Origin of the sequence: Kitasatospora sp. NPDC052896 (genome assembly GCF_044547075.1) — a bacterium.
Taxonomy (GTDB): Bacteria; Actinomycetota; Actinomycetes; order Streptomycetales; family Streptomycetaceae; genus Kitasatospora.
The window spans coordinates 983,091-994,982 of the sequence record NZ_JBITZU010000001.1 but is presented as its reverse complement, the minus strand read 5'-3'; the positions used below and the strand labels follow the sequence as shown (position 1 = coordinate 994,982).

The following is an 11,892-nucleotide window of genomic DNA, read 5'->3' as shown; positions in this document are numbered from 1 at the left end:
GGGCCTCAGATCTCGTGGCACGGTGGCACACCGGTGGCACGTGTGCCGGCGTTGTGAGACTCCCTGGTCGGAGATTTCACCTTTCCGGGTGACGGTGATTCTGGTCCAGCCCCGCGCCGATCAGCCAGTCACTCGTCGCCGACCCTCGCCCGCATCCCAGGCCGGGCACCGTCCGAGCGCGAACGGCGGTGGCGGACGTGAGGGGGAGGCCGAGTGGACCTAGTCCGCTTTGGACTCCTGGAATTCCACCACGGCCGCGCCGTGCTCGTGAGCCCACTCGGTCAGCACCGCGATCGGCTTCACCAGCGTCCGGCCCAAGTCCGTCAGCACGTACTCGACCTTCCCGGCCTCGGCGTGGCGGTCGACCAGGCCGTACCCCTGCAACCGACGCAGCGTCTGGGTCAGCACTTTGCGCGAGATTCCGCCGATCAGGTCGACCAGCTCGCCGTGCCTGCACGGTTCCCGGCTCAACGCGAACAGCACTGCCACCGCCCACTTGTCGGCGATGATCTCGATCGCCAGCCGAGCCGGGCAGTCGGCGAGGAAGACGCTGCCGGAGTACTCACGCATGCCCCGACGGTAGCCCGCTGCCGGGAACCCGGAGGTACCTACCGCCTCACTAGCGTCCTCGACGGAAGCTACCGAGCGGGGGAACCGAATGAGGGCAGTAACCGACTGGCCGGGCGGGCGGAAGGTCGTCGCGCTGGTCACCGTCGCGTTGGAGCTGTGGTCACCGGGGCACTGGCCCGCCTACGCGCCGATGGCCGCGGCGTGGCCGCTGTCCGGCATCGACGACACGCACAGCACCTCCTGGGCGGACTACGGCGTCACCACCGGCATCTGGCGGCTGCTCGACGTCCTCGGCGACCTGCCCGCCACCGTCGGCGTCAACGGACTGGTGGCCGAGCGGCACCCCGAGACCGTCATGGCCGTGCACGAGGCGGGTCACGAGATCGCCGCCCACTCCTGGGCCCAGGACGTGGTGCCCGCGCTGCTCGACGTCGATGCCGAGCGGACCAACATCCGTCGCTGCACCGACATCCTTCGCCGCGTCACCGGCGTTCGCCCGACGGGGTGGATGAGCCCACGCGCCACCGGTTCGAGGCACACTGCCGACCTGCTCGCCGAGGCCGGCTACCGCTGGACCGGCGACCACGGAGACCACGACCTCCCGCAGGTCCTGTCCACCGCTCACGGTCCTCTGGTCTCCCTCATGCACAGCGACCACTCCGACGTCCGCGACGCCGCGGCCGGCCCGCACGCCTACCGCGATCTGCACCGTGAGCTGCTGAACCAGCTGCTCGCCGCCCCCGGCCCGGGCGTCTTCCACCTGACCGTCCACGCCCACGTCGGAGGCCGACCGCTCCTCGCGGGCATGGTCGGCCAGATCCTCGACCACCTCCGTGAGTCCGGCGACGTCTGGGTCGCCACCCACGCCCAGGTGGCCGAACACGTCCTGACACACCAGGGAAGAACGCCATGACCCACGTCCTCGTCGTCGGCGGCACCGGAGCCATGGGCAGCCACGTGATCCACCGGCTGCTGGCCACCACCGACGCCACCATCACCGTCCCCACCCGCCACCCGGAGTCCGCCCACGCCACCGGACTCGCCGCCACCGCGCCCGAGCGCGTGCGACTGGTCCGCTCCGACTCGGCGGCCCTCGAGGTCCTGCTCGGGCAGGCCGACCGGGTGTTCGCCAACACCGACTTCTTCGCGACGGGCAGCGCCGTGGGTGAGTACCGGCAAGGGCTGCACCTGCTGGCCGCCGCGGAGCGGGCCGGCGTGGAGCGTCTCATCTGGTCCTCGTTGGACAGCGCGGTGTCCCTGACCGGCCACCCCGTCCCGCACTTCGACGGCAAAGCCGCCGTCGCCGCCCACATCGACCTGATGCGGTCGGAGGAGATGCTCCGCAAGGAGACCGACGGCTGGTACACGGACCACGTCTCGGTACTGACCACGGCGCCGTACTTCGAGAACCTGCGGGACCGACTCACGCCCCGACCGGACGGCCGGGGCGGCCTGACCTTCAGGCTCCCCCTCGGCGCCGCCCGCTATCCGCTCGTCGCCCTCGACGACATCGCCTGGTTCGCCTGCCACATGTTCGACAACTGGCAGTCCTGGGGCGCCCGCGACCTCGCGGTGATCGGCGACAGCCTCACCGGCGACGAGATCGCCGCCACCTTCGCTCGGGTCACGGGCACCCCCAGCACCTACCTCCCGATGCCGCATGACGAACTGCGCGCCGCCGTCCCCGACTTCGGCCACGACTACGCGGCGATGTTCCAGTTCTTCGCCGACCGTGATCTGCACGCCCGAGACCGGGACGTCAACCTCCTGCGCCGCCTGCACCCCGACCTGATGACCTTCGAGGACTGGCTGCACCACACCGGATGGACGGAACGACCACCCACCACGTCAGGTCCGAACGCGGGCACGCACGACAGGGCTCGTCGCTCCGGGCGGGACCTCCGGGAGGGGATCGGCGCGCCGGGCCGTACGACCGCGCGGGAAACGGCTCAGACGACCAGGACCCGGCGCCCGCGCGTGTGACCGGCCTGGCTGTCGATGTGGGCCGCCGCGGCCTCGGCGAGCGGGTACGACTTCTCGACCGGGATGTGGAGCCTTCCCCGCGAGATGAGGCCGACGGCCTCGGCGAGCGCTTCCGGCACGCTCCCGGCCACGCCGGAGAACCGGACACCGAACCGCGGCGCGGCGAGGTCGGCGATGGAGACCACCCTCCGCGGATCCCCGGTCAGTTCGACGAGCTCGCGGATCACGCCCGAGCCGGCCAGGTCGAGAGCCGCGTCGACACGGCCGAGCCGCCGCACCCGCTCGACCCAGCCCTCGCCGTACGTCGTGGCGAGGGCACCCAGGCCGCGCAGGTAGTCCTGGTTCGCGGCCCCGGCCGTGCCGATCACCGTGATGCCGCGGTCGCGGGCGATCTGCAGCACCGCCGATCCGACTCCTCCGGACGCACCGCTGACCAGCAGCGTCTGCCCGGCCCGCACACCGACCTCGCGGATGATCCGCAGCGCGGTCTCCACCACGGAGGGGTACCCGGCCGCCTCTTCGAAGGTCAGTCCCTCGGGCATCCGGGCCCAGGCCGACAGCACGGCGAACTCGGCATAGGTGCTCGAGCCTTCGCCGAACACGTGGTCGCCGACCTCGACCCCTTCGACGCCCCGGCCGACCTCGTCCACCACCCCGGCGGCGTCCAGCCCGACCCCGGAGGGCAACTCGAGCGGATGGGCCTCCAGGGTCTGGCCTTCGCGGATCCTCCAGTCGACGGGGTTCACGCCCGCCGCCCGCACGGCGATGCGTACCTGGCCGGGGCCCGCGTGGGGCTCCTCGGCGTCGACGAGTCGCAGGACGTCCGGACCGCCGAACTCGGCGAAGCTCACTCTCTTCATGCCGCCGACCATAACCCTAACGGTTAGTGTTTAACAACGGTTGTGTCTTTGGATCTGGTAGTGTCAGGGCATGACCGTGCCGTCCGGGCGACGCGAGCGCAAGAAGGCCGCGACCCGCCAGAAGATCGCCGACACCGCCCTGCGACTCTTCCTGGAGCGCGGGTACGACACGGTGGGCATCCGCGACGTGGCCGCCGAGGCCGATGTCGCCGTCACCACGGTCTTCTCCCACTTCGCCTCGAAAGAGGCCCTGGTGTTCGAGCAGGACCAAGACTTCGAGCAACGCCTCACGCGGGCGGTCACCAGCCGGGCACCGCACGAGCCGCTCATCCCCGCGCTGCGCCGGGAGATCCAGGCCCTGGTGCGACACTGCACCGCGGACAGCGCCGCCCCGATCTGGCGCATGATCGACGAATCACCCGCCCTGCGGGAGTACGAGGAGTCGATGAGGCTGCGCCACGCGGAGTCGCTGGCGAGGGCCGTCGCCGCCGATCCCGACCTGTCACGGACCACGACGGTCTGCCGGACGATCGCGAGGTTCGTGATCGACGCCTACTCGCTGGCCCGTGAGGCGGCCGATCCGCAGGCCGCGGTGGACGAGATCTTCCGGATGATCGAGGCGGCCTGGGAGGTCACCGGCCCTTCTCGGGGCGCCTGAGGAGCCGTTCCTCCCGGTCGGACCGGGGCGGTCGCTGACACGGCGTGAGACCGGGCGGGATCGCCCTGGTCACGGCGGTGTCGGAGGGCACGGGAGCCGGGACCGCACACCTGTGTGGGGTCCCGACCCCGGTGTCGTCACCTCACGGCCGACGTCGTACGGCTGTCGCCCACGGCACGGCCGCACGGCCGTCCGGAGATCGACTCCACGTTCGCCGCCCGCCTCACCGGTCGGTGGGCCCCGGCTCGCGACGGCCGGGGCGGGAAGAGGTCGACGTCACTGGTGGCTGATCGCGCCGGCCGGGCAGAGTTCGGCGGCCTGGCGGGCCCGGTCGGCGAGTTCGGGCGGGGGCTCGGGAGCCAGCAGGATCACCGTGCCGTCCTCGGGGGCCTGGTCGAACAGCTCGGGGGCGGTCAGTGCGCACATGCCGGCGCCGCAGCAGAGGCTCCGGTCCACGCTGATCCGCATCGGCTACGCCCCCTCCCAGGTGACCGGGAGCCGGTCGACGCCGGCGATGTCCGCGTTGCCGCGCAGTGGGACGTCCTCGGGCGGGACGGCCAACCGCAGGGTGGGGAAGCGGGTGACCAGGGCGGGGTAGGCGACCCGCATCTCCACCCGGGCCAGCTGTTGGCCCAGGCACTGGTGGATGCCGTGGCCGAGTGCCAGGTGCCCGGTGGCCTGCCGGCGCAGGTCGAGGGTGTCGGGGTCGGCGAACCTGCCCGGGTCCCGGTTGGCGGCCTGGAACGAGAGGGTGACGGTCTCGCCGGCCCGGATCAGCTGGTCGTCCAGCTTGACGTCCTCCAGTGCGGTCCGGGTCCTGGTGTGCGTGATGCTCAGGTAGCGCAGCAGCTCCTCGACGGCCTGGTCGGTGATGGTCGGGTCGGTGCGCAGGGCGGTGAGCTGGTCGGGGTGGCGGAGTAGGGCGAAGGCGCCCAGGCCGAGCATGTCGGCGGTGCTGCCGAGGCCGGCGACCAGCAGCAGCATGGCGATGTTGGTGAGTTCCTCGTCGCTGAGGTCACTGGTGGTCAGGTCGCTGAGCAGGTCGTCGGTGGGCTCGGCGCGCTTGGCCAGGACCAGCTCGTGGAGGAAACCGCCGATCGCGCCGATCGCGGCGCCCTGCTCCTCCTTGGTGGCGGCCTGGTTGATCACCGTCGCCGAGTGCTGCCGGAAGAACTCGCGGTCGGCGTAGGGCACGCCGAGCAGTTCACAGATCATCAACGCGGGGATGGGCTGGGCGTACGCCTGCACCAGGTCCACCGGCGGGCCCTGCCGTTCCATGGCGTCCAGCTGTTCGGCGGTGATCTCCTCGACCCGGGCGGTGAGTTGGCGCATCCGGCGGACGGTGAACCGGCCGGCGAGCAGGCGGCGGTAGCGAGTGTGCTCGGGCGGGTCGACCGCGATGAACATGCCCGGCGGGGCCACCGGGGGGCGTTCCATGGCGGCGGCGCCGGGCGCCGGGGAGTGCATCAGCTCGGATCTGGAGCTGAACCGGGGGTCGGCCAGCACGGCGCGGACCAGCTCGTGGCTGGTCACCAGCCAGCCCAGGTGCCCGTCGGGATAGCTCATCCGGGTCAGTGGCCGCTGCTCGCGCAGCCGGGCCAGCTCCGTGGGGGGATCGAAGGGACAGCCGGTGGGACGGGTCGTCGGCAGGCCGGCCAGGGCGGGGAGGGAGTCGGTCATTTCGGGTTCCGTTCCGGAGCGCGGGAACGGTGCTCGGCGCCGCCCCCGTCGTCCTTGTCGCAAACCTTCAGGACTTGATAAACGCTACGTTGCATTCAATGGACCGTCAATGATGCTGTGGCTATTGGCATTTGGGCAGCTAGGCTGGGCTCTGATCGTTGCAATGAGGAGCGGGCGAAGGTCGGATCGGCTCCGCGTTGCAATGAGATGTCGTTGAACGCACGCCGGACGGAACGGCCGAGCAGCAGGAGGCGAACCCGGATGCCGGGAGGCAGGCTGACCCACCAGGACCGCGGGCGGATCGCCACGGGACTGGCCGACGGACTCACCTACGCCGAGATCGCCAGGAGCCTGGCGCGGCCGACCTCGACGGTCAGCCGGGAGGTCACCCGCAACGGCGGCCCCGAGGGCTACCGGGCGGACGAGGCGCAGCGCGCCACCGAGCAGCGCGCGCACCGGCGCAAGCCCACCCCGCTCCCGCCGGCCCCGGGCGCCGCCGACGTGTACGGGCGGGACCCCGAAGCGGTGCACGGCTTCGAGGAACGGTTCGCGGCGCTGCTGGTCCAGACCGGGTTCCCGCGGATGATGGCCAGGGTGCTGGCCTGCCTCTACACCACCGACACTGGCGGCCTCACCGCCGCCGAGCTGGTCCAGCGCCTGCGGGTCAGCCCGGCCTCGATCTCGCTCGCCATCGGCTTCCTGGAGGAGCGGGAGCTGGTCAGGCGCGAGCGCGGCTCCCGCGGCCGCCGCGAGCGGTACGTCATCGACGACGACGTCTGGTACCGGGCGCTGTTGGCGAGCGCCCGGACCAACGCCGGCCTCGCCGACGCCGCCCGCCACGGCGCCGAGGTCCTCGGCGCCGTCACCCCCGCCGGCGCCCGCCTGGAGGACATGGGCCAGTTCCTCGCCCACGTCTGTCACGACCTGGTCGAGCGGGCCGAGTACTGGCGGCAGGTCTTCGCGGCCCACCGGACGGCGGACCGCCGGCCGGGCTGACCCGCGACGTCCGGGGGCGCGCGGCGCCGCCGGCCCGGGCCGCCGGGGGACCGGAACGGTCGCGGCGGTGGGTCAGCAGGTCCGCGGCGCGTCCGTGAGGTGCCGCGCGGCCCAGTGGCGGAGTTCGTCGAGCGCCGGCCCGAGCGCTTCGCCGGCCTCGGTGAGCCGGTAGCAGACCCGCAGCGGTGGTCCCTCGTCCACCCGGCGGACCACCAGGCCGGCGTCGGCCAGCTCGGTCAGCCGGTCGGAGAGCATCCGCTCGCTGATGCCCGGGATGCCGCGGCGCAGCTCCGAGTAGTGGGCCGGCTGCTGGCTGAGCACCGCGATGATCAGGCCGGACCAGCGCTTGCCCAACAGCTCGAAGACCCTGGTCAGCCCGATGTCCACCCCGGTGCACGGCCCGGCGGCGGCGAGCGCCGCCGGAGGTGCGCCGGTACACGCCGTCGCGTCCGGTTCCACCGCTGTCGTCCGTGCCGCTGGCTCGCCCATGCCCCAAGCCTACTGCCCGTCCGCTAGTGACTGCAGAAAAGTAAGCTGCTACGTTAATAGCAGCTGCCGAGGAAATGGCAGCTCGATGCCGACTACGGAGGACCTGCCATGCCCACGCTGCTGCACATCGACTCGTCCGCCCTGTTCGAGGGCTCCGTCTCCCGCGAGGTCACCGCGACCTTCCGCGCCGAGTGGGAGGCCGCCGGTGGCACCGTGGTCTACCGCGACCTGGCCGCCAACCCCGTCCCGCACCTGAGCGCGGCTGGCGTCACCAGCGCCTTCCTGCCCGCCGAGCAGCGCGACGCCGAGCAGCGGGCCGCCTACGCGCTGCGCGACGAGCTGGTCACCGAGCTGGAGCAGGCCGACGCCGTGGTGATCGGCGCCCCGATGTACAACTTCACCGTGCCGTCCTCGCTGAAGGCCTGGATCGACCAGGTGGTGCTGTTCGGCCGCACCGCCGGGGCCACCAAGTCGGCGGCCGGCACCCCGGTGGTCGTGGTCGCCTCGCGCGGCGGCTCCTACGCGGCGGGCAGCCCCCGCGCGGACTTCGAGTTCGCCACCACCTACCTGGAGAAGACCCTGACCGAGCTGCTCGGTCTGCGGGTCGACCTGGTGGTGCCGGAGTTCACCATGGCCAAGGTCAACCCGGCGATGGCGGAGTTCGTCGACGCCGCCGAGGCCTCCAAGACGAAGGCCCACCAGGACGCCGCGGCCAAGGCGAAGGAACTGGCCAAGGCCTGAGCCACGGCCGGTCCCCGGGCGGACCGGCGGTTCACCCGCCCGGGCGCGGCCACCGGGCGGGCCGCCGGACGTGCCTCCATGCTGGTCCCGACCCGACCCGCCCCGTGGACCAGGAGAGCCCGTGACGACGCCGCCCCCGTCCGAGCAGCCCGCCGACGCGACCGGCGGCGCGGCCGGGCCGGACGGCGGACCAGCCGCGCCGGCGCTGGAGGTCGCGGTCTTCACCGGCCCGGAGTCGGCCCTGTTCGCCACCTCGAGCCTGATCCTCGGCGAGCGCACCGCGATCCTGGTCGACGCCCAGCTCACCCGCAGCGCGGGCCGCGAGCTGGCCGAGTGGATCGCCGGCAAGGGGCGCGAGCTGCTGGCGATCGTGATCAGCCACCCGCGGCCCGACCGCTACTTCGGCGCGCGCGAGGTGCTCCGGCTCTTCCCCCGGGCGCAGGTGCTGGCCGCGCCGGCGGTGGTGGACGAGATCGCCCGGACGGCGGCGGACCAGGTCCAGCGGTGGCGGCGGGTGCTGGGTGACGACATTCCCGAGCACCCGGTGCTGCCGGGACCGTTGCTGCCCAAGCCGCTGATGATCGACCGTCAGCTGATCCGGGTGCTGAACCTCGGCCAGGGTGACTGCGCCGCCTGCACGGTGGTGCACGTGCCCGGCGCGCACACCGTCGTCGCGGGCGGCTTCGCCGACAACGGGACGCACCTGTGGACCGCCGGGACCACGCCGGCCCAGCGGGCGGTCTGGTCGCGCAACCTCGGCGGGATCGCCGACCTCGGGGCGGACCGGGTGATCGCCGGGCACCGGGCGCCCGGCCAGGGGGACGACGCGGTGCGGGTGCTCGCCTTCACCGGGGAGTACCTGCAGGACTTCGACCGGCTGCTGGCCGAGCATCCCGGTGACGCCGAGGGGCTGGTCGCCGCGATGGGCGAGCGGTACGGGGAGTTGACGCTGCCCGCGCTGCTGGAGGAGGGGGCGGTGGTCAACGTCGCGCGTGCGGCTTCCGGAGCGGGCGCCGGCGAGGACGAGGAGCCGTTCGAGGTCGAGGACGAGGAGCTGGGCGGGGAGGGCTGAGCCGCCGGCCCGGGGCGGATACTGGCCCCATGACCACCCCCTTCGACGCGATCGTGCTGGCCGGCGGCGCCGCCCGCCGGCTCGGCGGGGCCGACAAGCCCGGCCTCGCCGTCGGCGACCGCACGCTGCTGGAGCGGGTGCTGGCGGCCTGCGCGAGCGCGGCGGACGTGGTGGTGGTCGGGCCCGAGCGCCCGTTGCCCGGCCCCGGCCCGCGCTGGACCAGGGAGCGGCCGCCCGGCGGGGGTCCGGTGGCGGCGGTGGCGGCCGGGCTCGCGCTGCCCGGACCGGCCGCCGAGGTGGTCCTGCTGCTCGCCGCCGACCTGCCGTTCCTGGACGCGGCCACCGTGCACCGGCTGGCCGGGGCGGTGACCGGCGAGGTGGAGGCCGCCGTCCTGGTGGACGCCGACGACCGCGAGCAGCCGCTGACGGCGGCCTACCGCCGGTCGGCGCTGGCCGCCGCGCTGGCCGCGCTCGGCGACCCGGCGGGCCGGCCGCTGCGCCGGCTCACCGCGGGCCTGCGGACCGTCCGGCTGCCCGACCGCTCCGGCGTGACCTTCGACTGTGACACCTGGGAGCAGCTGGCCGAGGCCCGCCGCCGGAGCGCCGCCGAGCGGCCGGCGTGACCGGACCCCTGAGTGAAAACAGCACGCCGGCCGGCTCCGGAGCACGGCCGGGCGGGCGGGATCCGGCAGCATGGACCACCATGGAACGCACGCTGGACGACTGGATGGCCGCCGCCGCGGCCGAACTGGGCCTCGACCTCACCGTCGACATCCGTGAACTGCTGGACATGACCCGGGTGGTGGCGCACGGGGTGGAGCGGCCCGCCGCGCCGCTGACGGCCTTCCTGGTCGGCTACGCCGCGGCCACCCGCGGTGGCGGGCAGCCGGAGGTGAGCGCGGCCTGCCGCCGGGTCGGCGCGCTGGCCGAGCGCTGGTCCGCCGAGCGGCCGGCCGGTCAGCCGGCCGACCCGGCCGCGGAGCAGGGGTGAGCGCGGCCGCGCCCCCGCTCGGCGCGGAGAGCCCGGGCGGCGCCGATCGGCCCGCCGGGGCGGGGGCCGGCCGCGGCTGCGGCGCCGGGCTTCCCTGGCCGCGGGCCCGGGAGGCGGCTCGGTGGGCGGTCCGGACGCCGCTGCCGGTGGTGCGGGTGGCGCTGGCCGAGGCACTCGGGCAGGCCCTGGCCGAGCCGCTGACCGCGCTGACCGACCTGCCCGGCTTCGACACCTCCGCGATGGACGGCTGGGCGGTCGCCGGCCCCGGCCCGTGGCACCTCTCCGGCCGGGTGCTGGCCGGCCGGACCCCGCCACCGCTGGCCGACGGCCGGGCGACCGGGATCGCCACCGGGGCCCAACTCCCGCCCGGGGCCACGGCGGTGCTGCGCCGCGAGCACGGCCGGGTGGAGCCCGCGGCGGCGGCCGGCGGCGGGACGCTGCACGAGACGACCCCCGGCGGGCTGTCACCGGGCCAGGACGTCCGCCCGCGCGGCCAGGAGTGCCGCAGCGGCGAGGCGCTGCTGCCGGCCGGGACGCCGGTCACCGCGGCCGTACTGGGCCTGGCCGCCGCCTGCGGCTACGACCGGCTGCCGGTGCGTCGCCGGCCGACCGTCGAACTGCTGGTGCTGGGCGACGAGTTGCTGGAGGCCGGACTGCCGCGGCCCGGGCTGGTGCGGGACGCGCTGGGCCCGTTGCTGCAACCGTGGCTGCGGGCCGCCGGCGCCGAGCTGCTCGACCGGCGCGCGGTCCGGGACGACTTCGCGCTGCTCCAGGCGACCATCCGGCACTCGCCGGCCGAGGTGGTGGTGACCACCGGGAGCACCGCCTCCGGACCGGCCGACTTCCTGCACGCGGCGCTGACGGAGACCGGGGCGAAGCTGCTGGTGGACGGGGTGGCGGTCCGGCCGGGGCACCCGATGCTGCTGGCCGAGCTGCCCGAGGTGCGTCCGGGGGCCGGGCCGCGGCACCTGGTGGGGCTGCCCGGCAACCCGCTGGCCGCGGTGGCCGGGACGGTCACCCTGGCGTTGCCCCTGCTGCGCCGGCTGGCGGGCCGGGCGGCCGAACCGTGGCGTTCGGTGCGCACGGGCACCGCGCTGGCCGGCCACCCGTCCGACACCCGGCTGCTGCCGGCGCGGATCACCGAGCACGGTCCGGTGCCGCTGGCCTTCGACGGCCCGGCGATGCTGCGCGGGCTGGCCCTGGCGGACGCGCTGGCGGTGGTCCCGCCGGGCGGCCTGGCGGCGGGGGAGTCGGTCGAGCTGCTGGACGGCCCGGGGCAGGGGGGTTGGGGATGACCGGAGAGAACCGACTTTTCTGATTATCAGTCAAGTAAAGTTCGCCCCATGGGACCTCTGAAGCCGAACCCCGCTGAACTGATCCTCGGACTCGTCTGCTTCTTCCTCGTCTTCGGCCTCCTGGGGGCCGTCGTGCTGCCGCGGATCGAGCGGCTGCTGGCCGCCCGTGACGACGCCGTCAACGGTGGCCAGCGCCGCGCCGAGACGGCCCGGGCGGAGGCCGAGCGGGTCTACGCCGAGTACCGCGCGGAGCTGGAGGCGGCCCGGCTGGAGGCGGCCCGGCTCCGCCAGGAGGCCACCGAACAGGGCGCGGTCGTGCTGGCCGGGATGCGCGCCGAGGGTCAGCGGCAGCGCGACCGGCTGGTGCAGGAGGCCCGGGTCCAGCTGGCGGCCGACCGGATCATCGCCGGGGCCGGGTTGCGCGCGGACCTGGTGGAGCTGGCCGGCGAACTGGCCGGCCGGATCCTCGGCGAACCGGCCGATCCGCGGATCGCCCGGGCCGCCGCCGACCGCTTCTTCGCCGAGCTGGACGCTCGGGACACCGTCTGACGCCAGTG

At 74.2% G+C, this 11,892-nt stretch carries 13 protein-coding genes and 1 pseudogene; 9 read left to right on the top strand and 5 right to left on the bottom strand.

The window, feature by feature from the left end:
• Window positions 1-219 precede the first annotated feature (219 nt).
• Window positions 220-570, bottom strand: coding sequence for a winged helix-turn-helix transcriptional regulator (locus ACIGXM_RS04660; RefSeq protein WP_396556755.1), 351 nt, complete (start codon window positions 568-570; stop codon window positions 220-222).
• A gap of 88 nt (window positions 571-658) precedes the next feature.
• Here ACIGXM_RS04660 and ACIGXM_RS04655 point away from each other — a divergent pair, with 88 nt between their 5' ends.
• Window positions 659-1,483 carry a polysaccharide deacetylase family protein gene (locus ACIGXM_RS04655; RefSeq protein WP_396556753.1) on the top strand — a complete coding sequence of 275 codons (825 nt, stop codon included), beginning with the start codon at window positions 659-661 and terminating at the stop codon, window positions 1,481-1,483.
• Window positions 1,480-2,553 carry an NmrA family NAD(P)-binding protein gene (locus ACIGXM_RS04650; protein WP_396556751.1) on the top strand — a complete coding sequence of 358 codons (1,074 nt, stop codon included), beginning with the start codon at window positions 1,480-1,482 and terminating at the stop codon, window positions 2,551-2,553. The genes ACIGXM_RS04655 and ACIGXM_RS04650 overlap by 4 nt, the downstream gene beginning before the upstream one ends.
• On the opposite strand, the gene ACIGXM_RS04645 is transcribed toward ACIGXM_RS04650, so the two are convergent.
• Entirely contained in the window at window positions 2,520-3,413 is an 894-nt protein-coding gene (locus ACIGXM_RS04645) for an NADP-dependent oxidoreductase (RefSeq protein ID WP_396556749.1), read from the bottom strand. The genes ACIGXM_RS04650 and ACIGXM_RS04645 overlap by 34 nt on opposite strands.
• Window positions 3,414-3,483: 70 nt before the next feature.
• Here ACIGXM_RS04645 and ACIGXM_RS04640 point away from each other — a divergent pair, with 70 nt between their 5' ends.
• A complete protein-coding gene (locus ACIGXM_RS04640; protein WP_396556747.1) occupies window positions 3,484-4,071 on the top strand; it encodes a TetR/AcrR family transcriptional regulator in 588 nt (195 codons plus the stop codon).
• A gap of 276 nt (window positions 4,072-4,347) precedes the next feature.
• Here ACIGXM_RS04640 and ACIGXM_RS04635 read toward each other — a convergent pair whose 3' ends face one another.
• Window positions 4,348-4,539 carry a ferredoxin gene (locus ACIGXM_RS04635; RefSeq protein WP_396556745.1) on the bottom strand — a complete coding sequence of 64 codons (192 nt, stop codon included), beginning with the start codon at window positions 4,537-4,539 and terminating at the stop codon, window positions 4,348-4,350.
• Window positions 4,540-4,542: 3 nt separating this feature from the next.
• A complete protein-coding gene (locus ACIGXM_RS04630; RefSeq protein WP_396556743.1) occupies window positions 4,543-5,751 on the bottom strand; it encodes a cytochrome P450 in 1,209 nt (402 codons plus the stop codon).
• Between the two features lie 261 nt (window positions 5,752-6,012).
• Between ACIGXM_RS04630 and ACIGXM_RS04625 the strand changes: the two genes are divergently transcribed.
• Window positions 6,013-6,747 (top strand): helix-turn-helix domain-containing protein, encoded by a 735-nt coding sequence (locus tag ACIGXM_RS04625; protein ID WP_396556741.1) that lies wholly within the window; start codon window positions 6,013-6,015, stop codon window positions 6,745-6,747.
• Between the two features lie 72 nt (window positions 6,748-6,819).
• Here the strand turns inward: ACIGXM_RS04625 and ACIGXM_RS04620 are convergent, their stop codons facing one another.
• The gene (locus ACIGXM_RS04620; RefSeq protein WP_396556739.1) at window positions 6,820-7,236 is read right to left on the bottom strand and encodes a winged helix-turn-helix transcriptional regulator; all 417 of its coding nucleotides are present in this window, start codon (window positions 7,234-7,236) and stop codon (window positions 6,820-6,822) included.
• Window positions 7,237-7,344: 108 nt separating this feature from the next.
• Here ACIGXM_RS04620 and ACIGXM_RS04615 point away from each other — a divergent pair, with 108 nt between their 5' ends.
• The 5 genes and pseudogenes from ACIGXM_RS04615 to ACIGXM_RS04595 all read left to right on the top strand — a co-directional run bounded on the left by ACIGXM_RS04615 (window position 7,345) and on the right by ACIGXM_RS04595 (window position 11,884).
• Entirely contained in the window at window positions 7,345-7,977 is a 633-nt protein-coding gene (locus ACIGXM_RS04615) for an FMN-dependent NADH-azoreductase (protein WP_396556737.1), read from the top strand.
• Window positions 7,978-8,098: 121 nt separating this feature from the next.
• Window positions 8,099-9,049: an MBL fold metallo-hydrolase gene (locus tag ACIGXM_RS04610; protein ID WP_396556736.1), complete on the top strand. Its 951-nt coding sequence runs from the start codon at window positions 8,099-8,101 to the stop codon at window positions 9,047-9,049.
• Between the two features lie 29 nt (window positions 9,050-9,078).
• Window positions 9,079-10,040, top strand: a pseudogene (locus ACIGXM_RS04605) (NTP transferase domain-containing protein).
• Window positions 10,037-11,335 (top strand): molybdopterin molybdotransferase MoeA, encoded by a 1,299-nt coding sequence (locus tag ACIGXM_RS04600; protein ID WP_396556734.1) that lies wholly within the window; start codon window positions 10,037-10,039, stop codon window positions 11,333-11,335. Before ACIGXM_RS04605 ends, ACIGXM_RS04600 begins: the two are co-directional and overlap by 4 nt.
• A gap of 48 nt (window positions 11,336-11,383) precedes the next feature.
• Complete coding sequence (locus ACIGXM_RS04595) at window positions 11,384-11,884, top strand: hypothetical protein (RefSeq protein ID WP_396556732.1); 501 nt, start codon at window positions 11,384-11,386, stop codon at window positions 11,882-11,884.
• The last annotated feature ends 8 nt before the right edge of the window (window positions 11,885-11,892 follow it).